This is a genomic window from Bacillus sp. JJ864, assembly GCF_036963045.1.
GTDB classification, from domain to species: Bacteria; Bacillota; Bacilli; order Bacillales; family Bacillaceae_G; genus Bacillus_A; species Bacillus_A pseudomycoides_C.
The window spans coordinates 51,693-73,210 of record NZ_JBALLY010000019.1 but is presented as its reverse complement, the minus strand read 5'-3'; the positions used below and the strand labels follow the sequence as shown (position 1 = coordinate 73,210).

At 37.9% G+C, this 21,518-nt stretch carries 22 protein-coding genes and 1 other annotated feature; of the genes, 10 read left to right on the top strand and 12 right to left on the bottom strand.

All coding sequences use genetic code 11. The annotated features are described in order from the left end of the window. The first annotated feature begins 91 nt into the window (after positions 1 to 91). Positions 92 to 463, top strand: coding sequence for a DUF3899 domain-containing protein (locus V7024_RS04030; protein WP_438824432.1), 372 nt, complete (start codon positions 92 to 94; stop codon positions 461 to 463). A 49-nt stretch (positions 464 to 512) separates the two neighbouring features. Further along, positions 513 to 730, top strand: a binding site (T-box leader). 366 nt (positions 731 to 1,096) lie between these two features. Further along, positions 1,097 to 2,086, top strand: a complete 990-nt coding sequence (gene trpS, locus V7024_RS04025; RefSeq protein ID WP_335516001.1) for a tryptophan--tRNA ligase — start codon at positions 1,097 to 1,099, stop codon at positions 2,084 to 2,086. Positions 2,087 to 2,352: 266 nt separating this feature from the next. On the opposite strand, the gene V7024_RS04020 is transcribed toward trpS, so the two are convergent. The 5 genes from V7024_RS04020 to V7024_RS04000 form a co-directional block, all read right to left on the bottom strand. Beyond that, entirely contained in the window at positions 2,353 to 3,099 is a 747-nt protein-coding gene (locus V7024_RS04020; RefSeq protein WP_335515998.1) for a YjbA family protein, read from the bottom strand. 209 nt (positions 3,100 to 3,308) lie between these two features. Beyond that, positions 3,309 to 4,103 (bottom strand): DUF2268 domain-containing protein, encoded by a 795-nt coding sequence (locus tag V7024_RS04015; RefSeq protein WP_335515995.1) that lies wholly within the window; start codon positions 4,101 to 4,103, stop codon positions 3,309 to 3,311. 88 nt (positions 4,104 to 4,191) lie between these two features. Further along, positions 4,192 to 5,430 (bottom strand): beta-ketoacyl-ACP synthase II, encoded by a 1,239-nt coding sequence (gene fabF / locus V7024_RS04010; protein WP_335515992.1) that lies wholly within the window; start codon positions 5,428 to 5,430, stop codon positions 4,192 to 4,194. A 28-nt stretch (positions 5,431 to 5,458) separates the two neighbouring features. After that, complete coding sequence (gene fabH, locus V7024_RS04005) at positions 5,459 to 6,391, bottom strand: beta-ketoacyl-ACP synthase III (protein WP_335515989.1); 933 nt, start codon at positions 6,389 to 6,391, stop codon at positions 5,459 to 5,461. A gap of 80 nt (positions 6,392 to 6,471) precedes the next feature. Beyond that, complete coding sequence (locus tag V7024_RS04000) at positions 6,472 to 7,344, bottom strand: TetR/AcrR family transcriptional regulator (protein WP_335515985.1); 873 nt, start codon at positions 7,342 to 7,344, stop codon at positions 6,472 to 6,474. Positions 7,345 to 7,510: 166 nt separating this feature from the next. Between V7024_RS04000 and V7024_RS03995 the strand changes: the two genes are divergently transcribed. Next, complete coding sequence (locus V7024_RS03995) at positions 7,511 to 10,639, top strand: efflux RND transporter permease subunit (protein ID WP_335515982.1); 3,129 nt, start codon at positions 7,511 to 7,513, stop codon at positions 10,637 to 10,639. 228 nt (positions 10,640 to 10,867) lie between these two features. Here the strand turns inward: V7024_RS03995 and V7024_RS03990 are convergent, their stop codons facing one another. From V7024_RS03990 to V7024_RS03980, 3 genes are read right to left on the bottom strand one after another with little or no spacing between them, the layout of a single operon-like run. Continuing rightward, positions 10,868 to 11,047: a ComZ family protein gene (locus V7024_RS03990; protein ID WP_335515978.1), complete on the bottom strand. Its 180-nt coding sequence runs from the start codon at positions 11,045 to 11,047 to the stop codon at positions 10,868 to 10,870. Between the two features lie 40 nt (positions 11,048 to 11,087). After that, positions 11,088 to 11,948, bottom strand: coding sequence for an NAD(P)-dependent oxidoreductase (locus tag V7024_RS03985; protein WP_335515975.1), 861 nt, complete (start codon positions 11,946 to 11,948; stop codon positions 11,088 to 11,090). 48 nt (positions 11,949 to 11,996) lie between these two features. Beyond that, positions 11,997 to 12,728 carry an alpha/beta hydrolase gene (locus V7024_RS03980; protein WP_335515972.1) on the bottom strand — a complete coding sequence of 244 codons (732 nt, stop codon included), beginning with the start codon at positions 12,726 to 12,728 and terminating at the stop codon, positions 11,997 to 11,999. Between the two features lie 155 nt (positions 12,729 to 12,883). Here V7024_RS03980 and V7024_RS03975 point away from each other — a divergent pair, with 155 nt between their 5' ends. Further along, on the top strand, positions 12,884 to 13,069 hold the full coding sequence (locus V7024_RS03975; protein ID WP_335515970.1) for a YjzD family protein: 186 nt from the start codon (positions 12,884 to 12,886) through the stop codon (positions 13,067 to 13,069). A 31-nt stretch (positions 13,070 to 13,100) separates the two neighbouring features. Here the strand turns inward: V7024_RS03975 and clpB are convergent, their stop codons facing one another. After that, positions 13,101 to 15,707: an ATP-dependent chaperone ClpB gene (gene clpB / locus V7024_RS03970; RefSeq protein WP_335515967.1), complete on the bottom strand. Its 2,607-nt coding sequence runs from the start codon at positions 15,705 to 15,707 to the stop codon at positions 13,101 to 13,103. A 157-nt stretch (positions 15,708 to 15,864) separates the two neighbouring features. After that, entirely contained in the window at positions 15,865 to 16,044 is a 180-nt protein-coding gene (locus V7024_RS03965; protein WP_035437288.1) for a YjzC family protein, read from the bottom strand. 394 nt (positions 16,045 to 16,438) lie between these two features. Between V7024_RS03965 and V7024_RS03960 the strand changes: the two genes are divergently transcribed. From V7024_RS03960 to V7024_RS03950, 3 genes are all read left to right on the top strand, one after another. Beyond that, entirely contained in the window at positions 16,439 to 17,248 is an 810-nt protein-coding gene (locus V7024_RS03960) for a Cof-type HAD-IIB family hydrolase (protein ID WP_335515964.1), read from the top strand. A 98-nt stretch (positions 17,249 to 17,346) separates the two neighbouring features. Beyond that, a complete protein-coding gene (locus V7024_RS03955; protein WP_090915800.1) occupies positions 17,347 to 17,487 on the top strand; it encodes a competence protein in 141 nt (46 codons plus the stop codon). Continuing rightward, entirely contained in the window at positions 17,487 to 17,690 is a 204-nt protein-coding gene (locus V7024_RS03950; protein ID WP_335515958.1) for a DUF3813 domain-containing protein, read from the top strand. Before V7024_RS03955 ends, V7024_RS03950 begins: the two co-directional genes overlap by 1 nt. Before the next feature lie 44 nt (positions 17,691 to 17,734). Here the strand turns inward: V7024_RS03950 and V7024_RS03945 are convergent, their stop codons facing one another. Further along, positions 17,735 to 18,592: a YitT family protein gene (locus tag V7024_RS03945; RefSeq protein ID WP_335515955.1), complete on the bottom strand. Its 858-nt coding sequence runs from the start codon at positions 18,590 to 18,592 to the stop codon at positions 17,735 to 17,737. 105 nt (positions 18,593 to 18,697) lie between these two features. On the opposite strand from V7024_RS03945, the gene V7024_RS03940 reads away from it, so the two are divergent. Continuing rightward, a complete protein-coding gene (locus V7024_RS03940; protein ID WP_098918564.1) occupies positions 18,698 to 18,829 on the top strand; it encodes a DUF3941 domain-containing protein in 132 nt (43 codons plus the stop codon). A gap of 192 nt (positions 18,830 to 19,021) precedes the next feature. Then, positions 19,022 to 19,873 (top strand): peptidylprolyl isomerase PrsA, encoded by an 852-nt coding sequence (gene prsA / locus V7024_RS03935; RefSeq protein ID WP_335515950.1) that lies wholly within the window; start codon positions 19,022 to 19,024, stop codon positions 19,871 to 19,873. Between the two features lie 40 nt (positions 19,874 to 19,913). On the opposite strand, the gene V7024_RS03930 is transcribed toward prsA, so the two are convergent. Next, positions 19,914 to 20,768, bottom strand: coding sequence for a CvfB family protein (locus V7024_RS03930; protein ID WP_335515947.1), 855 nt, complete (start codon positions 20,766 to 20,768; stop codon positions 19,914 to 19,916). Positions 20,769 to 20,967: 199 nt separating this feature from the next. On the opposite strand from V7024_RS03930, the gene V7024_RS03925 reads away from it, so the two are divergent. Continuing rightward, a complete protein-coding gene (locus V7024_RS03925; RefSeq protein ID WP_335515945.1) occupies positions 20,968 to 21,459 on the top strand; it encodes a YajQ family cyclic di-GMP-binding protein in 492 nt (163 codons plus the stop codon). Positions 21,460 to 21,518 lie beyond the last annotated feature (59 nt).

The following is a 21,518-nucleotide window of genomic DNA, read 5'->3' as shown; positions in this document are numbered from 1 at the left end:
TTATATATATTTTTCTAAAAATTCTTTATAGTACACATTATAACTTTTATAGTATAATAATTCTAGTAATATTTTTACGGAGGGGAAGCATTTGAATACATTTTTTTCACGTATTAGTATACTAACAGGGAGCACAATTGCGATTTCTGGCGCATATGCTGTTATATTTTCTAATTCTTTTTTGTTGAATTTTGTCAATTCTATGTTTTATATTGCTTTACTCTTCATTATTATCGGAGGCTTTGTATTTCTATTTCAACGAGGTTTTTTCAATGTAACAATATATGCTTTTAAAAAATTAGGTCGATCCAATAATAAGATGGAATCTTTAATTGAGGGAGAAGAAGAAAGCGATCCGAAAGAAATATTATATCGAACGTATTCCTTTACATGGACATACCCTATCGTGATTACTGGTATCATATTAGCGGCTTTATCAAGCATTATGAGTTTTGCTGTTTAAACAATTTGCAAACGATTTATTGTGTGTTATAATAGTACAAAAAATTTATACGTATGCAATGAGAAAGAATAGTACATATTGAGGCATTTTCAGAGAGCTTGTGGTTGGTGAGAACAAGTAATTGTACAATATGGAATGGGCTTTTGAGCACCAAACCGAAACGTTTCAGGAGTAGGCTTTGGCGTCACATCCAACGTTACAATGGATAAAGAGATTTTGCTTTTGGCAAAATAATTAGGGTGGTACCGCGGTCCATTCGTCCCTATTTTTAGGGATGAATGGGCTTTTTTTATTGGAAAAGCGTAAGCGGCTCGTTCAGAATGCGAGGAGGATGGAGCTCCTGACGTAGAGGTGCTTTTTACCTCGCAGGAAGGCGCGAAGCCACCGACCATTCTAGCCGCTGGAGCTAGACATCGAAGAAAAGCGGATGCGGCTTGCTCAGAATCGCAGGGCGTTGGAGCTCCCGATAGAGAGGTGCTCTCTACCTCGACCGAGGGAGCGAAACGACCGGAGATTCTAGCCGCTGGAGCTGGACATCAAAGAAAAGCGGATGCGGCTCGTTCAAATCCACAAGACGTTAGGATTCTAGGCGAAAATATAAAAAACAATACACCTTTTCAAGGAGGAAATGATATGTCAGTTATTTTTTCAGGCATTCAGCCAAGCGGAACAATTACACTTGGGAACTATTTAGGAGCAATGAAGCAGTTTACAGAACTGCAAAATGAACACGTTTGCTATTTCTGCATCGTAAACCAACATGCGATTACTGTACCGCAAGACCAAGTACAGCTTCGTAAAAATATTCGTAGCTTAGCAGCACTATACTTAGCATGCGGCATCGATCCAGAGAAATCTACACTATTTGTACAATCAGAAGTTCCAGCACACGCTCAGCTTGGATGGATTATGCAATGTACTGCGTATGTCGGTGAATTAGAACGTATGACGCAATATAAAGATAAAGCAAAAGGAAGAGAGGCTGTTCCAGCTGCATTATTAACATACCCCCCATTAATGGCAGCAGACATTTTACTATATAACACAGAGATTGTTCCAGTTGGAGAGGACCAAAAACAACATATGGAGTTAACGCGCGATTTAGCAGAGCGTTTTAACAAGCGTTATCGCGAAGTGTTTACAATTCCAGAAGTTCGCATTCCAAAAGTAGGCGCACGCGTTATGTCATTAACAGAGCCGACGAAAAAAATGAGTAAATCTGATCCAAATCCAAAATCGATGATTAGTTTACTTGACGATCCAAAAACGATTGAAAAGAAAATTAAAAGTGCTGTAACTGATTCAGACGGCATCGTAACATTCGATAAAGAAAATAAACCAGGTATTTCAAACTTATTAACAATCTACTCTTCTTTCTCAGGGAAAACAGTAGAAGAGTTAGAAGCTGAATACAAAGGTAAAGGATACGGCGACTTTAAAGGCGACTTAGCGCATGTTGTTGTAGAAGCAATCCGTCCAATTCAAGAAAAATATAATGAACTGATTAACTCTCCTGAATTAGACGAAATCCTTGATCAAGGGGCTGAAAAAGCAAACCGCGTCGCTATGAAACAACTACGTAAAATCGAAAACGCAATGGGCTTAAGCCGAAAACGAAGATAAGAAAGAAAAGCGGATGCGGCTTGCTTAGAATGGGAGGGGGATGGAGCTCCTGACGTAGAGGTGCTCTTTACCTCGCAGGAAGGCGCGAAGCGACCGACTATTCTAGCCGCTGGAGCTGGACATCTAGAAAAGCGGATGCGGCTCGCTCACCCGCATGCCGCATATTGTCGAAGGATCTTTCTATTGTGTCGAAGCGTCGATATATTTGTAGGCACACAAAAAAGGAATGATCCAAAAGGCCATACGCGCCTTTTGGATCATTCCTTTTAATTTACCTTTTGCTCATTTTCCATTTCCCACAACTTTTCAAAGAACGGTTGTCCTCTTACAAGTCGCTCACAGAGCTGTTCGTGTTTATCTGACCATCCGTGCTTCGATTCTTCAAATAAACGGTTCCATACTTCTTCAAATGGCAGATGTTGCACAGCTGAATATGCTGCTGGATCCCATTCTGTATACCAATAGCGAATTTCCGCTGGATTTTTCGTTGTATGTAGCTGATCTAGCGCCATAAAGAGCAGTTGTTTTAATTGTCGTTCTTTCCGTGTTAACCCATTCATCATATGCGGGGAAGGTGATAAAATATGATGTTCCTTTTGTGATGATTCCCCTTCGAAATCATATGTTTCTGCTTGTACGTTTTCTACCATTTCATACACCATTTGCTCTTGTCTTGGAATCAGTCGGCTTTTTCGGATTGGAATGTTGTATCCAATTGTATCAACCGCAATAATTCCTTTTCCGTCTGATACAACAAAACAATATTCCTGCTGCAGCCGTTCATGGTTTTTTCGAATATACGCCTTATGATGTACGTCTTCCAATAGTTTTCGCGGAAGTTCTAGCAATTCGTTCTCGATGTAATGATATAATGTGGAATCTACTTTAACTAATGGTACTTGATCTAACAATTCGATCGTATCATCCTTCCGCCATTCATAGAAATGACAGACGTTATACCCGTTTTCTTCACCTTCAAACCAATTTACCCATACATCATGCAGATATAACATTGCTTACCCCTCACTTCACAACTGTTTGTAAATCTCATTATGGTCATCTTTCGTAAAATTTATTCCAAGAGAGGAAATATATTCTTCTTAATTAATTTCTTCATCATCCTCTATCTTTCATGCTTATACAGTGAAATTTCCATCAGTGGAATTTTTCTTCCTCGTCCACTGATGGAAATTCGCTTCTCTTGGAATATTGAGGTGGAATTTTATTCGGGAGAAAAAGATAACGCCCCTTCTAAAATAGCTTTCGCATCCATTCCTAATAAGGAAGTTGTGTTCCACTTCTTATGCTCTACACAATCTTTTACAATATGAAATCCTACAGCATACCCAAGCATTTTCGGATAGAATAATCCTCGTCCATTTAGCAATATATCGTGCTCGCGCGTCCCCCGTTGTATCCCTTGCTTATCTTGTATAAACCGGCGCCAGAACATAATTGCTTCTTCTTTCTCGTAATAAGATACCCACGGCGCATAGCAGCTCTCTCCATGCCGTTCATACACCGCATGTTCTGCTAATCCCTCCATCACCATTGTATCTAAAATGGTATACGCTTCTTCTCTCCTTTCATTTGCATGAATCCGACATATATGATGATATTCATGAGTAAGCAATGCTTTTAGCTCAGCAATTGAACTTTGTGAATTTACAAATAAAAACAAAGCATTTCGCATCGCTAATCCCGCTTTTCCGTTATATTCTCGTTGAACAGTTCGATTATACGGATCTGATAACAGAATAAATACCGGTATATTAGGCCCTTTTAACCATTGCTGCAGTTTTTTATATTCTACCGCCAATTTCTCCCATACTCGTTCCTTTTGCAATATGTCTATTTCTTTCTCACCACCTACTACCGGCCGAAACATTCCTTTTGACACAAGAAATCGATACAACGTTTCTTTTTGGAGCGGAATATACTTTGTAAACTTCTCACAAATTTTTTCTGGCTCTTGATAATGCGTACGCATCCACTCTGCCGTTTGAATCACTCCCATCTCTCCCACTCTCCTTTTTGTTCCATACATATGCAACAAAACGAAAGAAAGCATAAAAAAAGTGCAGATTTTCATCTGCACTTTCTTATTATTTATATTCTTTAAATACTAATGCTGCGTTATGACCACCGAAACCTAATGAGTTACTTAATACAGCGCGTACTTTTTGTTGTCTTGCTTGATTTGGCACACAGTCTAAATCACACTCTGGATCTGGTGTTTCATAGTTGATTGTTGGCGGAACAACGCCATCTGTAATTGTTTTCACAGATATAATCGCTTCTACCGCACCAGCTGCACCTAATAAATGTCCTGTCATTGATTTTGTCGAGCTTACCGCTACTTTATATGCATGCTCGCCAAATACTTCTTTAATTGCCATCGTTTCATATCTTTCATTCGCTTCTGTACTTGTACCGTGCGCATTAATATAATCGATATCTTCTGGCTGAAGACCTGCTTCTTCTAACGCTTGACGCATCGCACGCACGCCACCTTCACCGCCAGGAGCTGGAAGCGTAATATGGAACGCATCACCTGTTGCTCCATATCCAACGATTTCAGCATAAATATGTGCACCGCGCGCTAACGCATGCTCTAATTCTTCTAATACAAGAATCCCTGCTCCTTCTCCCATTACGAATCCACTTCGATTTTTATCGAATGGACGACAAGCAGTTGCCGGGTCTTCATTGAATGTTAATGCTTTAGCTGAACAAAATCCAGCAACCGCCAAATTTGTTAACGGTGCTTCCGCTCCGCCTGCAATCATCGCATCTGCATCTCCGCGCTGAATCACTTTATATGCATCACCAATAGAATGTGCACCGGATGCACAAGCTGTCACTGTACATGTATTAATCCCTTTTGCACCTAATACGATGGACACCTGGCCTGCAGCCATATCAGGAATCATCATTGGTACGAGGAATGGACTAACGCGGCGCGCGCCTTTTTCACTAAAAATTTTGAACTGCTCTTCATATGTTTCCATACCACCGATTCCGGATCCAATCCACACACCAATGCGCGGCCCGTTTTCTTCTGTAATTTCTAGCTTTGCATCTTCTACAGCCATTTTTGCTGCTGCTACTGCATATTGTGTAAAGCGGTCCATACGACGCGCTTCTTTTTTATCAATATATTTTTCAACTTCAAAATCATTAATTTCCGCGGCTACTTTCACAGGAAATTGATCTGCATCTAAGCGTGTAAGACGTCCGATTCCAGATACACCATTTTTAATATTTTCCCAAGCAGTTTCTACATCCGTTCCTACTGGAGTAACTGCTCCTACTCCTGTAACTACAACACGCTTTTTTTCCATACAAAATACACTCCTTTTCTCTCAGTCCTTATTTACCCCAACGAAGAGCAACTGCTCCCCATGTTAATCCGCCGCCAAAGCCAACTAATATGATGAGATCCCCATCTTGAATACGTCCATTTTGCAACTCTTCTACCATCGCAATCGGAATTGAAGAAGCTGACGTATTCCCAAACTTGGAAATTGTCGTACTCATTTTTTCTTGCGGTAAATTTAGCCGTTCTCTCGCTGATTCCATAATACGAATATTTGCTTGATGAGGCACTAAAAAGTCCACATCTTCTTTCGTAAGACCCGCTTTTTCTAAAACGCGAAGACATGAATCACCAAGTTGACGAACAGCAAACTTAAAGACTTCTCTGCCATTCATCATAACATATTCATCACGATAAAGGTGTTTACCACCACTTCCATCTGCACCTAATTCAAATGAAAGAATACCTTTCCCTTCTGAAACAGCCCCCATAACAACAGCGCCTGCTCCATCTCCAAATAAAACAGCTGTATTTCGGTCATTCCAATCTACAATTTTAGATAATTTATCGCTACCAACTATTAATATATTTTTATAAGTTCCAGTTTGAATAAATTGTTGCGCTGTAATCATTCCATACATAAAACCAGCACAAGCTGCGCTTAAATCCATCGCTGCTGCATGTTTTGCTCCGATTTCTTCTTGAACTACGCAAGCAACTGCTGGAAACGAACGATCTGGTGTTACTGTTGCAACTAAAATAAGATCAATTTCTTCTCCGCTAATCCCTGCATCCTCAAGTGCTTTTTTTGCAGCTTCCGCGGCCATATGTGAAGTATTTATTGTATCATCAGCAATTCGTCTTTCTTCAATTCCTGTTCTTGTTCGAATCCACTCATCAGATGTATCCATTATTTTCTCTAAGTCGTGGTTCGTGACAACTTTTTCTGGCACATATCTCCCGATCCCTAAAATGCCTACATTCACATTGCAACCCTCCGATTTATATCAATTCTTATGACTTGGTACTAATTTTAAATGATAAGTTTCCTTTTGTCTATATATTATTAATTTGTTATTTTATAGTACATCGCAAGTCTTTCCCGAAAATCACGTAGTTCTGGATACAATTTTAGGTTGGACAACATCCCTTGAATAACTGGAACTCTCGGCTTGTTCATCTTCATTTCTGCCTCTAATACATCTAAAGTTACCAATAATTCATCATTCCCTACTCGATCTACTAGTGTACGTTTTAACTGAATAATTTCATTTACAAATACTTCTTCATTATGTATAGGAGTTGTATTCACATCACAGAAAAAATGATTCAATTCCTGTTCTAAAATAACCGGTTTTTCCTCGGAACGGTGCAGACCTGCTACAATATCATCCATTCTTTTTAAGATAAATTTTACTGTATATGGTATATCTATATTTACCACATTAAAGATAATCAGTTCCGAATATCCACGTGCTATCCCTTCGAACATAATCAATGCATCCATAAGGTAAAGAGTAATTTTTTCTCCATAAATAGAAAGTAAATTGTTTTGATAAAAAGCGTACGATTCTAATTTCATTCTCGTCATAAATGTTTCTATTTCTTTATTAAAGGGAATTACATTTTCTCTCATACACATAATTATAAATTCTTTCTTTTGTTGTAATTCATAAAACTGACAGTGCAATTGTTTTTCAAACTTCTCACGCGGAGGTAACGATTCTTTTTCGATGTCCATCACTTTATTTTGAATCCCATCGTAGTAATACTCTAGCGTTGCCAATACTAACGCATCTTTCGATTTAAAATGCAAATAAAAGGCACCTTTAGAAATGCCGCACTCTGTTGCTATTTCTTGAACAGACGTCGCATTCACGCCCTTCATCGCAAACAATTTAATTGCCGTTTCAATAATTAACCGCTCTTTTTCCTTCATCATTTTTCTCCCCTAAAAAAACACTCTTATTCGCATTATGACTCATCAGTCAAAAATTGCAAGTAGTTCACAGTATTTTACCTTTTCGTTGACTATTGACCAGTCAGTCATTTATACTTTAATCGTTATGACCGATGAGTCAGTTTTCATAAAAAGGAGCGTAGAAATGAATAAAATTATTAACTTTTCATTAAACAATAAGTTCGCAGTCTGGCTATTAACGATTATTATTACGATTGCAGGAATCTATTCTGGTCTTCGTATGAAGTTGGAAACAATCCCAGACATCACAACACCACTTGTCACAGTGACAACTGTGTATCCTGGCGCTACTCCAACTGAAGTAACAGAAAAGATTTCAAAACCAATTGAACAACGACTGCAAAACTTAAGTGGAGTAACTGTTGTCAGCTCCTCTTCTTATCAAAATGCGTCTTCTATTCAAGTAGAGTATAACTTTGATAAAAATATGGAAAAAGCAGAGACGGAAGTAAAAGAGGCACTCGCTAACTTACCTTTACCAGAAGGCGTAAAAGAACCGAAAATTTCTCGTCTTAGCATCAATGCTTTTCCTATTATTTCATTAAGTGTCACAAATAAAAATGAATCTCTCGCACAACTAACAGAACGAGTAGAAAAAGATATCGTTCCAGGATTACAAGGATTAGACGGCGTTGCCGATGTGCAAATTTCCGGTCAACAAGTAGAAGAAGTACAGCTCGTCTTCAACAAAGAGAAAATGAAAGAATTAGGACTTAGCGAAGAGACAGTTAAGAACATGATTAAAGGTTCTAACGTTTCTATGCCGCTAGGAATGTATACATTTAAAGATAAAGAAAAATCTGTTGTTGTAGATGGCAATATTACAACGTTAAATGCTTTAAAAGAAATGAAAATCCCGCTGATCCCTTCTGCAAATCAAGGAAGTTCACAAGGGCCAACTCAGGCGCAACAGCCGAATATGAATCCCGCTGCACTGGGACAAGGGTTAGCAATTCCAACTGTAGCATTGCAAGATATCGCTGATATTAAACAAGTTGGGAAAGCAGAATCTATTTCACGTACAAACGGAAAAGATGCAATCAGCCTTCAAATTGTAAAAGCTGCTGATGCAAATACCGTTGACGTTGTAAATGCTGTAAAAGATAAAGCAAAAGATTTCGAAAAGAAATTTGATAACATCGAAATCACTTCAACATTCGACCAAGGTGAACCAATCGAAAAATCAGTTAGTACAATGTTAAATAAAGCTATTTTCGGTGCCATTTTCGCTGTTATTATTATCATGTTGTTCTTGCGTAACATTCGAACAACGCTTATTTCTGTTATTTCAATTCCACTTTCTTTATTAATTGCAATTTTAGCATTAAAAGAAATGGATATTACATTAAATATCATGACGCTTGGGGCAATGACTGTTGCTATCGGACGCGTTGTCGACGATTCCATCGTTGTTATTGAAAATATTTACCGGCGCATGGCTTTACCAGGTGAAAAATTAAAAGGAAAAGACTTAATTCGCGAAGCAACGAAAGAAATGTTCGTGCCAATTATGTCATCGACAATCGTAACCATCGCGGTCTTTTTACCGCTCGGTCTTGTGAAGGGAATGATCGGTGAACTATTCTTACCGTTTGCTTTGACAATTGTTTTCGCCTTATTAGCATCTCTTCTTGTAGCTGTTACAGTTGTTCCAATGATGGCACATTCTTTATTTAAAAAGGAAAGTATGAAAGAAAAACAACAACATAATTATGAAGAGAAGCCAAGTAAACTTGCGAATGGGTATAAACGCCTTCTAGAATGGGTATTAAACCATAAAGTTATTACATCTAGCATTGCGGTTTTATTATTAGTAGGAAGCATTGCACTTCTTCCGATTGTAGGTGTAAGTTTCTTACCATCTGAAGAAGAGAAAACAGTAATCACCTCTTATAATCCAGAACCTGGACAAACATTGCAAGATGTCGAAAATATTGCGACAAAAGCAGAAGATTATTTTAAGAAAAATAAAGATGTGAAAACAATTCAGTTCTCACTTGGCGGAGAAAATCCGATGAGCCCAGGTAAATCGAACCAAGCATTATTCTTTGTTCAATACAAAGACGATACAGAGAACTTTGAGAAGGAAAAAGAAAAAGTTGTGAAAGATCTGCAAAAGATGACGGACAAAGGAGAATGGAAAAACCAAGACTTCTCATCTGGCGGAGGTAACAATGAAATTAAGTTATACGTGTACGGCAATAATTTAGAAGAAATTAAACCTGTCGTAAAAGAGATTCAAAGTATCATGAAAAAAGAGAAAACGTTAAAAGATATCGACTCTAGCATCTCCAAAACATACGATGAATACACATTAGTGGCAGATCAAGAGAAGTTAAGTAAACTCGCTCTAACTGCTGCGCAAGTTGGCATGGGACTTTCCGACTCTCACGACCGCCCTGTCTTAACAACAGTTAAAAAAGACGGCAAAGAGATGAATGTGTATGTTGAAGTGAACAAACAAAACTACGAAAACGTCGATGATTTAACAAATCGAAAAGTACAAACGCCGCTAGGTACAGAAGTGGCTGTAAAAGACATTATGACTGTAAAAGAAGGAGAAACGTCTAATACAGTAACAAGACGCGACGGCCGCGTATATGCAGCAGTAACCGCAAAACCAACGACAGACGACGTCGCAGAAGCTACTCGCAACATTCAAAAAGAAGTAGATAAGCTGGATCTACCATCTGGCATTGATGTGTCAATGGGCGGTGTATCTAAAGATATTCAAGAATCCTTTACACAACTTGGCTTAGCGATGTTAGCTGCCATTGCGATTGTATACTTCGTTCTTGTTATAACATTCGGCGGAGCACTGGCGCCATTTGCGATTTTATTCTCGCTTCCATTTACGATCATCGGCGGCGTTGTTGCCTTATTAATTTCCGGTGAAACATTAAGCATCTCTTCTATGATTGGTGCCCTTATGTTAATCGGTATCGTTGTTACAAACGCCATCGTATTAATTGACCGCGTTATTCATAAAGAACGCGAAGGATTTACAACACGCGAAGCATTATTAGAAGCTGGTGCGACAAGATTACGCCCAATTTTAATGACAGCGATCGCAACGATTGGCGCTTTACTTCCACTTGCATTAGGCTTTGAAGGAAGCGGCCTTATCTCAAAAGGTCTTGGCGTCACAGTAATCGGCGGATTAACAAGCTCTACCCTATTAACATTATTAATCGTACCGATTGTGTATGAAGTAGTAAGTAAACTGAAACGAAAAAACAAAGTAGCTAAATAAAAAAAGAGAGACCTTTCCATCAAAACGGAAAGGTCTCTCTTTTTTATTTTTCAGACCGACAAGTCACTGCTATGCAGAAAATAACATGACAACTACTTACTTTCTCCTTTTGTTTTAACCTTGCACGTGGTAGAAAAAGGCCCTGACCGCTTCTATGCACGGCCAGATGCTCTCACCCACCCTAAAAAGAAAGCGGTTTTTATGTCGGTTTTTCAATTCGTATTTATTTTACTCTTTTACATCTGCTTTCCCAAGTTCATATGCTTCGCCCATAACCTTCATTAATAATTCCAATACAGGCTGTGCTTTCGCCATATCCAATGCTACGCCGTGATCATCTAAAATCGCTTTTGCTTCCGGTAAGTGTTTCATTGCGATTTGTAAAAACTGCATATTTTTTTCGTTCATGTTTCTTCATCCTTTCCACATCAAAACTTTCATTTCCAGTTTACCACGTGTTACTTGTCTCGTATAACTCCCTATATTGTTTTATGTGAGAAATTTGACGCCCCATCCCCTGTTCTAAAGAAAACTTACTTGGAACCACTATTTTTTCTTCCTCACCTGTTACGCACTCTTTCTCCTGTAATTGAAAAGCACCTGTTTTCTGTAATAGCTCAATTCCTTTTTGCCAGCGATTTTTCTCTTCACTGCAAAGAGAATATATTTTCATTTCCATTTTCCTTTGAATAATCGTATATAAATAGTTCGCAACATCTTCGACATATAAAAGGTCACATGTACATTCTTCTACCGGAAAAGAAATCGTTTGTTGTTTTAACTGAGCTAGAATGATATGGTGATACGCCATAAATGACGGTTGCCACGGTCCATATACTGCCGGAACACGTAGTATACAGTAATCTGCATCGTCTTTTTGTACTTCTCGTTCAATTTTTGAAAAAAGCATACGATTTTCATTGCGACTACAAGCATGACTCACTTCTACAGAAGATGAAATAACGAATTTTATTTCTTTTCGTTTGCAAAAACTCTCAAAGCGCTTTACATATTGCAATATGGTACGTTCATTTCGAAAATTCTTTTGCTGATTTGGCTCGCATAAACAAAGGTATGCAGCATCAATATCTATTTTCTCCAAAACTTCCCATCCGTCATTATCCCCTAGCGAAAAATACTTAAATAATGCATTTCGACCAATTAAACATAATTTTTCTTCATTTATCTTGGAAACACTATTCATTTCATCAAAATCAAATGCATATACTTCCACTTCTTCTTCAAGAAACTTCTGCACAAGATGGTAACCTATAAATGTTAACGCCCCAACAACAATGACTCGTTTCATTTGTTCTCCCTCCCCGCATAGATAAAAAGCTCCTTATGTATAGGAGCCTTATAAATCTTCATACCACTTAAAAAACTGACATGCGTTTTGTGACATTTTATATTTTACATCTTGTACATGAAAGGATAATGAAGTCGGACAATTCTCTTGCAAACGTTTCTTTTCATATTCCCGGAGCAACTGTTTTCGTTCTTTTTTTTCTTGAGCAGATACAAATATTTTTACTGGAACGGAAGATACTAAATACTGAAATGCTTTCTTTTCAATTTTCTCTTGCAGTTCCGATTCTGCTGCATCATACGCTTGCATCAATTCACGAATTAATCGCTTATAAAAAAATTTGTGCTCTTTTTCAATTTCAACATGTGCCGGTAAATGAAGGCACGGATTAAACATAAGAACAGAGCGCACACACTCAGGATATTGCACCATCATTTGCAGGGCAACAAGCGCACCCATTCCTTCTGCTATAATATGAATTTTTTCGTTTAAAATCTCCTTTTTCATGACGACATGATATAACCGCTTCGCTAAACGAACTGCCTGTTCATTCCCCCAATGTCTGCCGTATAAATTAGAAGAAAATACTGTATAACCATTCTTGCGCAATTCGTTTAAAAATTGTAAGCGCCCGGCATGTTGCAGCCATAAACTTGTACCATTCTCAATAAAGTAATTGTAGTCACCTAATAACAATATCCCAAATCCATTCGGCTTTTCTGGTAAATGAATTACACACGGCTCTTGTTCTAAAAAGAAAAAACGTTCCGTAATCCTCATGCTTCTCCCGCCTTATATGACAACATCAAATTTACTCTTTTATAATGTATGATACGAAGAGCAATTTGCTTTGCAAAAACGACAAATATTTTTCTATATTCTTTTTCGAGTTATGATACAATAAAGACAAACTGAACGAATAGAGGTGTAAAAAGATGCGTGTAATTTGGGCCTTTATCTGGTCGTTCTTGCTTGTGCAAATGATGAGCTACGTAATTAGCTCTATGACGCCAGGCGTTACATATGATTTTGGGCAAGCGTCTATTTTTTCCGTAATTGTTACTGTACTTATAATCGCACTTGGAGCTTTAATTCCAAACGAACCTGCACAGCAACATTAATAAAAAAGAGTCCGGATACCCGGACTCTTTTTTATTGAACTTTGGCAATTAACTCGTTATTTGATACATCAATCAATACATGACTATGATCTGTAATCGTGCCTGCAATGAGCGCACGCGCTAACTTCGTTTCAATTTGACGCTGTACATAGCGTTTTAACGGACGTGCACCGTATATTGGATCAAACCCAGACTCTACAACAAACTCTTTTGCAGCATCTGTAAGTTCCACTGTAATATGACGATCTATTAAACGATGTTGCAGCTCTTTCACAATTTTATCAACAATACCTTTTATCTCATTTGTTGTAAGTGGTTTAAAGAGAATAATTTCGTCCACTCGATTTAAAAACTCCGGGCGGAAGTGACCACGAAGTTGTCCCATGACAAGGTTTCTTGCTTCTTCTTGAATAGAACCATCTTCTCCTAATCCTTCTAATAAATATTGCGATCCGATATTGGACGTCATAATAATCACTGTATTTTTAAAATCAACTGTACGTCCTTGTGAATCTGTAATACGCCCATCATCTAACATTTGCAGTAAAATATTAAACACTTCCGGGTGTGCTTTTTCAATTTCATCTAATAAAATGACAGAATACGGTTTACGGCGCACAGCTTCTGTTAATTGTCCGCCTTCTTCATATCCGACATACCCAGGAGGTGCTCCGATTAAACGAGATACGGCATACTTTTCCATGTACTCAGACATATCAATTCGAATGATTTGTTCTTCGCTATCAAATAATGACTGCGCCAATGTTTTCGCAAGTTCCGTTTTCCCAACACCTGTTGGTCCTAAGAAAATAAACGAACCAATCGGACGATTCGGATCTTTAATTCCCGCACGAGCACGTAATACTGCATCCGCCACAAGACCGACCGCCTCTTCTTGTCCGATGACACGCTCTGATAAAATTTGCTCTAAACGAAGCAGCTTCTCACGTTCTCCTTCTACGAGCTTTGCAATCGGAATACCAGTCCAGCGCGATACGATATTCGCAATTTCTTCTTCACTTACTTCTTCACGAAGAAGACGGTTATCTTGCTGTTTATTCGCACTTGCTTCTTCTGCTTCTTTCAATTCTTTTTCTACAGCTGGAATTTTGCCGTGACGAAGCTCTGCTGCTTTATTTAAATCATAATTTCCTTCCGCTTCTTCTAGCTCCCTTCGCAAACGCTCTAAACTTTCGCGTAAATCGCGCACTTTATGAATTTCTTCTTTCTCTTTTTGCCACTGCGCCCGCATTCCACTTGCTTTTTCTTTTAAATCCGACAACTCACGCTGCAATGTTTGCAGGCGCTCCCTACTTGCCCGGTCTGTTTCTTTACTAAGCGCAGCCTCTTCAATTTCTAACTGCATAATACGACGTGTTATTTCGTCTAGCTCTGTTGGCAGCGAATCAATTTCTGTCCGAATCGTTGCACATGCTTCATCAACTAAATCGATTGCCTTATCCGGTAAGAAACGATCAGAAATATAGCGATCTGATAACGTTGCAGCTGCAACAAGAGCACGATCATGTATATTCACACTATGGTAAATTTCAAATCGTTCTTTTAAACCGCGCAAAATAGAAATCGTATCTTCAACTGTCGGCTCTTCTGCTAATACTTGTTGGAAGCGACGCTCTAATGCCGGATCTTTCTCAATATATTTGCGATATTCATCAAGTGTTGTCGCCCCGATGCAATGCAGCTCGCCGCGCGCTAACATTGGTTTTAACATATTTCCGGCATCCATTGCTCCCTCTGCTTTACCTGCGCCAACAATTGTGTGCAGCTCGTCGATAAATAATAAAATCTTTCCTTCACTTTTTTTAATTTCATTTAAGACCGCTTGCAGACGTTCTTCAAATTCACCGCGGAATTTCGCACCTGCAACAAGCGCGCTCATATCAAGCGCAAAAATCGTTTTATCTTTTAATCCTTCTGGTACATCTTTACGAACAATACGCTGCGCTAACCCCTCAACGATCGCCGTTTTCCCAACACCAGGTTCACCAATTAATACAGGATTATTTTTTGTTTTACGCGATAAAATGCGAATCACGCGCCTAATTTCACTATCACGACCAATGACTGGATCAATTTTCCCCTGTCTTACTTCCGCTACTAAATCACGACCATATTTCTCTAAAGCTTCGTATGTTACTTCTGGATTTTGACTCGTCACCCTTTGATTCCCCCGAACTTCTGTTAATGCTTGCAATAACGCTTCTTTCGTAATACGAAGCGACGTAAATAATTCACGTATATCATTCGTTCTCTTTTCATCACATAATGCAAGAAGAATATGTTCCACTGAAATATAATCATCTTGCAAACGCTTCGCTTCTTCCTCAGCTCTTACAAGCAGCCCTTGAAGTGCACTTGTAATATAAACTTTCCCTACTTCTGCGCCTCCTCCTGTAACCGCTGGCTTTCGCTTTAACAAGCGTTCTACCCCTTGCACGAACTGATCTATATTTACATTCATCTTTTGAAAAATACGAATTGCTAATCCATCTTGCTGCTGAAGAAGCGCGGCTAAAAGATGTACAATATCAATATCTTGATGATGATGCTTAGTAGCAATTGATTGTGCACCCATAATCGCTTCTTGTGTTTTTGTCGTCATTCGATTTAAGTCCATCGCGCCACAGCTCCTTTATAGTTTGACTTTTTTTGACCTTTAATTTGATTATACGACAAGTTACCTATTTTATTCAACGACGAGGACTCTATGACAACTTTATTTTTAACATTCATTTCACCATAAGAAATCCCGCAGCTTATAACTGCGGGATTTCTTATGGTCTTCTTTTATATGTCCATTGTCTATTTTGATTTGTAACTCCTGGAAATTTATCTCCAGCAGAAAGCTTTACCATTTTCGGATCCTTAACCATACTTCCTGTTTCACCAATTTCAACATAAATACCATCATTAGGTGCTTTTTGACCAGCTCGGAATCGATGACTTTGTCCCATGTCCATTCTCCTTCCATTCCATCACTACATCTTTAGTATGTCCCATTTTAGAAAACCTTTTCTGTTATGTTTAGGAAACCAAGCTCATATAATGAAATTACACATTTTAGCAGGAGATACATCAGTATATGTAGAAACAAAAAAAACTGGCCATAAAGACCAGTATCAAAGGAGAGTCAAACAACTTATACGAGAAGATTACATTTTCATTATAAACACGATAATCCCCACATTGTAACCCCTTTCACAAATTGTACAAAAGGAAAGGAACATTATTCGAACTTTCAGAAAAAACCTTGACTTTTCTCGTTACCAACGACAAATAGTAGACAACGCAATCATGCAGGAATTAAGATGAATATACACAAAACTTTTTATAAAAGGTGTGAGACGCATGAAAAAACAACATTTAATTGCATTAGATTTAGATGGCACTTTACTTACAGACCAAAAAATAATTTCAGCTCGTACAAAACAAACCATTGCAAAAGCAAAAGAACAAGGCCATATCGTTGTAATCTCAACGGGCCGTCCATTTCGTGCGAGTCATGCATATTATAAAGAACTTGGCTTAAATACACCGATTGTAAATTTCAACGGCGCATACGTTCATCATCCACTTGATATGAAATGGGGAATGCATCACTCTCCACTCGAACTTACTACTGCTCAAGAAATCGTTCGTACGTGTATGGAATTTGGAGTAGAAAATATTTACGCAGAAGTAATTGATGATGTATATATGAAACAACTTGATGAAGACAAAAAACATATTTTCGAGTTCGGCTCTCCGAACATCTTCACAGGTGATTTACTCAATATTTTACAAGATCATCCAACTTGCTTATTAATTGATGCACATGAGTCAAAATCCAATTCTATTCGCCAACATTTAACAGATATGCATGCAGAAGTAATTGATCACCGCAAATGGGGAGCTCCTTGGCCGATTATTGAAATTGTGAAAAGCGGGTTAAATAAAGCAATTGGCCTCCAAAAAATTTCAAGTCACTACAATATCCCAAAAGAACGTATCATCGCGTTTGGTGATGAAGATAACGATTTTGAAATGATTGAATTTGCCGGACATGGAATCGCCATGGGGAACGCCATTCCAGAATTAAAATCATTAGCAAATCACATAACATTATCAAACGAAGAAGACGGCATTGCCCTTTATTTAGAGGAGACACTTGGATTGTAAGGTAAAAATTTCCTACTTATAGTCTGACGCCAAGCGCACATACTATAGGAGACACAGCAAATGTGTCCATGCTTTTCTGCTAAAAGGAGGCATTACGAATGGGTAAAAAGAACAAATCAAAACGTTTCGTGCAACAAGGAGCAGATTCTGTTATGCAACACGACGCAAGATTCCCATACCGTGGTACATTAGCTGAAGCAGAAAAAGAACGAAAAAACTCTTCTCTCGGAGGGTTCTAATGGGTAACTTACTATTCCAACAAGCACGAGATGCCGTCTCACAAGCTGTATCTTGTTCCAATGACAGCGAACAGCAAGCACTTGTTAATAAAGCAAAAAATGCATTGCTGTCCGCTTATACGAATTCTTCTACTGCCGAAAAAGTACAATTGCACGAAATGCAAGAAGAGCTGCAAAGCATTTCAACAACTGAGCAACTGTGACTAGAGGAACAAACAAAAAGAGGACCAAATGCGGTCCTCTTTTATTAATCTTTACGGAACAACCCAAACACCCCAACTGTTTCAAGAACATTTGTGAATGCACCTGGATCTACTTTTTTAATAATTCTTTCTAATTCATATAACTCGTAACGAGTAATAACGATCATTAACATCTCTTTGTTTTCATTCGTAAACGCACCTGTTGCTGGAACTGAGGTAATTCCTCGAACTAATCGTTCATGAATTGCCTTTCGCACCTCTGCCCCATTTTTCGTTACAATGAGTGCCGTAATTTTCACATGACGTGTATGTATGGCATCAATAATGCGTGAAGATACATATAATGTCACTAACGTATAAAGCGCCTTTTCCCAACCATATAAATAACCGGCTGCGATAATAATAATCGCATTAAATAAGAAGAAATACGTTCCGACCGGCTTACCTTTCATTCTAGATAAAATCATCGCAATGATATCTAAACCGCCTGTTGAAGCTCCCCATTTTAAAGCAAGTCCTACGCCTACCGCAGAAATTAGCCCTCCAAAAATGGCGTTTAAAATAATATCATGAGATACCGCTTTGACTGGCACGATTTCTAAAAATAGCGTCATAAATGCGACACTTAAAAAACTAAAGAACGTGAATGATTTCCCCACTTTTTTCCAAGCTAAAATAACAACCGGGATATTAAATAAACTAAAAAGTACTCCCGTAGAAATATGAATTGACAGAAAATCTCCTAACACTTGCGAAAGCAATTGCGACAATCCAGCAAAACCGCTGGCGTATACTTTCGCTGGTGTTAAAAATAAGTTCATTCCAATTGCATTTAACAAACCGGCAATGATAACAACGACTAATTTTTTAGCAAGTTCGGCATAATTCAGTTTTAAGTCCATATCTCCCAGTCCACCTTTATATAAATTCCATTGTATACATTATACATAGTCTTAACGAAAACGGAAATGATAAACGTACAACCGTTATGAAGGGAGTTGAATCATATGCCTCACACAAGTGACAATGACAAAAAAGCGCGTGATAATAATGCAAAACGCACACAAAAAAATGAAGAACAACAAAAAAATATAGCGCAAGGAAAACGCGCTTACTCCAAAAAGACGGATCATCTATAAAGTGAAACTTCCGTCAGTAAATAATTCTTTTGCTCTAAACTCGGATCCTCTATTTCATACGAACAAACCATCCTCGTACATCAACATTTTCGTTGATGTACTTTTTCTTTCTACAAAAATCATCTCGAATTCACATCATGTTCACTTCCTTTTTCTACAATAGTAATAACAATTTTCGGATGAGGTGTTTACATGAAACGAAGACAATTATTTATTGCAGCAGCGACGCTCGGTACATTAATGTTAGCTGCCTGCGATTCAAAAGATAGTTCCGATCCCATCGCAACTTCTACTACTAGTACGATAACAAAAGGCGAATTTGATAAGGCGTTAAAAGAACGCTTCGGAAAAGATATGCTTTATGAAATGATGGCACAAGATGTTATGACTAAAAAATATAAAGTGTCTAATGATGAAGTTGATAAAGAATTTAATAAAGTGAAAGAAAAAGCAGGCGATAATTTTAAAATGTTCCTTGAAAGTAACCGTATGAAAAACGAAGACGATTTAAAAAAACAGATTCGTTCTAGCTTAGCTATCGATAAAGCAATCAAGCAAACGATAACGGAAAAAGACATAAAAGCCCGATATAAACCAGAAATTAAAGCTAGCCAAATTTTAGTAAACGATGAACAAACGGCAAACGATATAAAAAGACAACTGAATAGCGGTGCATCATTTGAAGAATTAGCAAAAAAATATTCCGTGGATATGGTTTCAAAAGAAAATGGTGGAGATTTAGGTTACTTCAGCCCTGGAAAAATGGTACCCGAATTTGAAGATGCTGCTTATAAATTAAATGTTGGTGAAGTAAGTGAGCCTGTAAAATCAACAAAAGGCTACCATATTATTAAGTTGACAGACAAAAAAGAATTAAAGCCATACGACGAAGTGAAAGATTCTATTCGCAAAACACTCGAAGCTGAGCGCATACAAGATAATACATGGCGTCAAAAAGTATTACTCGACGAATTAAAGAAAGAAAATATTAAAGTGAAAGACGATGACTTAAAAGATACTTTTACACGGTTTCAACAATCATAAAAATAGCCGAACAAATTACATTTGTTCGGCTATTTTTATATTACTTTTTAAAATACGTCCAGCCTTCTTCTTGATAAACCTTCTCTTCTTTCATCAATTTACCAAGAGCACGTTTGAAAGCTGCTTTACTCATCTGAAAACGCTCCCCGATATCTTCTGGGTGGCTCTTATCCCAAAATGGCATTGCACCGCCGCGGTTTTCCATATACTCACAAATAACCGCTGCATCATCTTCCATTCCTTCTTCTTTACGAGGAAGAAGAGAAATATTAATTGTTCCATCTTCTTTCACATCAATAATACGACCTGTTACGCGCTCTCCAATACGCACTTGCTCTTTGCGCTCAGAATGGTGCAAGAAGGCACGAAAATGTTCATCCGTAAATACAAATGATCCCACTTGCAACGAACGGTACACACGACCATTTACATTTTTATTGTACATAGATGGCGTCGCTTCCACTACAATCTCTTGCATATCCGCATCTCTTGCTGGAAGAGCAATCAAACGGCCGCGATTTGTTAGTTTTAATGTACAATACAATTCATCGTCTTCTTGCGGCCATACTGGTGCATAAATCGGAAACTCATCAACTGGAATTAATATATCTTTCGAAACACCGATATCAACAAACACCCCTAAACGAGGCTTCACTTCCACAACTTTTACCCAATTCCAATCCTCTGTTGTAATAAGTGGCGTTTTCATCGTTGCTGCTAAACGTTCTTGATGATCGTGATATAAAAACACTTCAATTGTGTCGCCTTCTTCAATTTCTCCAGCAACTTCATTTTTATGTAAAAACACTTCATCTTCTTCGTAACCGACCATATATCCAATTTCTGTTTCGCGTAACACCGTTACTTCTTCAATCGCTCCTGGTTGTAACTTCATATTTTTAATTCCCTTCTCTATATAATTTATCTTATTCTAACAGGTGTATCTTCATATAAAAACATCCGCACCCAGAACAGCTTTATATTATTTTTTATCATTCCAAAGAAAGTTTCATTATACACGTTTTTTCCTTTATTTGTCCAACTGACCAAAATTCACTATAATAGAGGTGGAATTTAATTTGGAGGTGCTTATTATGGCAAAAGACAGTTCTTTTGATATCGTTTCAAAAGTAGAGTTTCCAGAAGTAACAAACGCGATTAATATCGCTTTAAAAGAAATTCAAAATCGCTATGACTTTAAAGGAAGTAAAAGCGACATTAAATTAGAAAAAGAGGAAATCGTATTAATTTCTGACGACGAGTACAAATTAGATCAAGTAAAAGACGTTTTGATTTCAAAATTAATTAAGCGTGAAGTTCCGATCAAAAACTTAGATTACGGCAAAGTCGAAAACGCTTCTGGCGGTACAGTACGTCAACGCGCAAAATTACAACAAGGCATTGATAAAGAAAATGCGAAAAAAATTAATAACATTATTAAAGACTTAAAATTAAAAGTAAAAACACAAGTACAAGATGACCAAGTTCGTGTAACAGGAAAAAGCCGAGATGACCTACAAGCAGTTATCGCAGCTGTGCGCGGAATTGATTTATCAATCGACGTACAATTTATCAACTACCGATAGTCATACATAAAGTGAAACTTTAATCAGCGGGGGGTTTTCTTCCCCCCACTGATTATTAG

Coding starts and splice junctions, on each gene's coding strand:
- trpS (WP_335516001.1), top strand. CDS start 1,097: ATGTCAGTTATTTTTTCAGGCATTCAGCCAAGCGGAACAATTACACTT.
- V7024_RS04020 (WP_335515998.1), bottom strand. CDS start 3,099: ATGTTATATCTGCATGATGTATGGGTAAATTGGTTTGAAGGTGAAGAA.
- V7024_RS04015 (WP_335515995.1), bottom strand. CDS start 4,103: ATGGGAGTGATTCAAACGGCAGAGTGGATGCGTACGCATTATCAAGAG.
- fabF (WP_335515992.1), bottom strand. CDS start 5,430: ATGGAAAAAAAGCGTGTTGTAGTTACAGGAGTAGGAGCAGTTACTCCA.
- V7024_RS04000 (WP_335515985.1), bottom strand. CDS start 7,344: ATGAAGGAAAAAGAGCGGTTAATTATTGAAACGGCAATTAAATTGTTT.
- V7024_RS03995 (WP_335515982.1), top strand. CDS start 7,511: ATGAATAAAATTATTAACTTTTCATTAAACAATAAGTTCGCAGTCTGG.
- V7024_RS03990 (WP_335515978.1), bottom strand. CDS start 11,047: ATGAACGAAAAAAATATGCAGTTTTTACAAATCGCAATGAAACACTTA.
- V7024_RS03985 (WP_335515975.1), bottom strand. CDS start 11,948: ATGAAACGAGTCATTGTTGTTGGGGCGTTAACATTTATAGGTTACCAT.
- V7024_RS03980 (WP_335515972.1), bottom strand. CDS start 12,728: ATGAGGATTACGGAACGTTTTTTCTTTTTAGAACAAGAGCCGTGTGTA.
- V7024_RS03975 (WP_335515970.1), top strand. CDS start 12,884: ATGCGTGTAATTTGGGCCTTTATCTGGTCGTTCTTGCTTGTGCAAATG.
- clpB (WP_335515967.1), bottom strand. CDS start 15,707: ATGGACTTAAATCGAATGACGACAAAAACACAAGAAGCGATTATGGGT.
- V7024_RS03965 (WP_035437288.1), bottom strand. CDS start 16,044: ATGGGACAAAGTCATCGATTCCGAGCTGGTCAAAAAGCACCTAATGAT.
- V7024_RS03960 (WP_335515964.1), top strand. CDS start 16,439: ATGAAAAAACAACATTTAATTGCATTAGATTTAGATGGCACTTTACTT.
- V7024_RS03955 (WP_090915800.1), top strand. CDS start 17,347: ATGGGTAAAAAGAACAAATCAAAACGTTTCGTGCAACAAGGAGCAGAT.
- V7024_RS03950 (WP_335515958.1), top strand. CDS start 17,487: ATGGGTAACTTACTATTCCAACAAGCACGAGATGCCGTCTCACAAGCT.
- V7024_RS03945 (WP_335515955.1), bottom strand. CDS start 18,592: ATGGACTTAAAACTGAATTATGCCGAACTTGCTAAAAAATTAGTCGTT.
- V7024_RS03940 (WP_098918564.1), top strand. CDS start 18,698: ATGCCTCACACAAGTGACAATGACAAAAAAGCGCGTGATAATAATGCA.
- prsA (WP_335515950.1), top strand. CDS start 19,022: ATGAAACGAAGACAATTATTTATTGCAGCAGCGACGCTCGGTACATTA.
- V7024_RS03930 (WP_335515947.1), bottom strand. CDS start 20,768: ATGAAGTTACAACCAGGAGCGATTGAAGAAGTAACGGTGTTACGCGAA.
- V7024_RS03925 (WP_335515945.1), top strand. CDS start 20,968: ATGGCAAAAGACAGTTCTTTTGATATCGTTTCAAAAGTAGAGTTTCCA.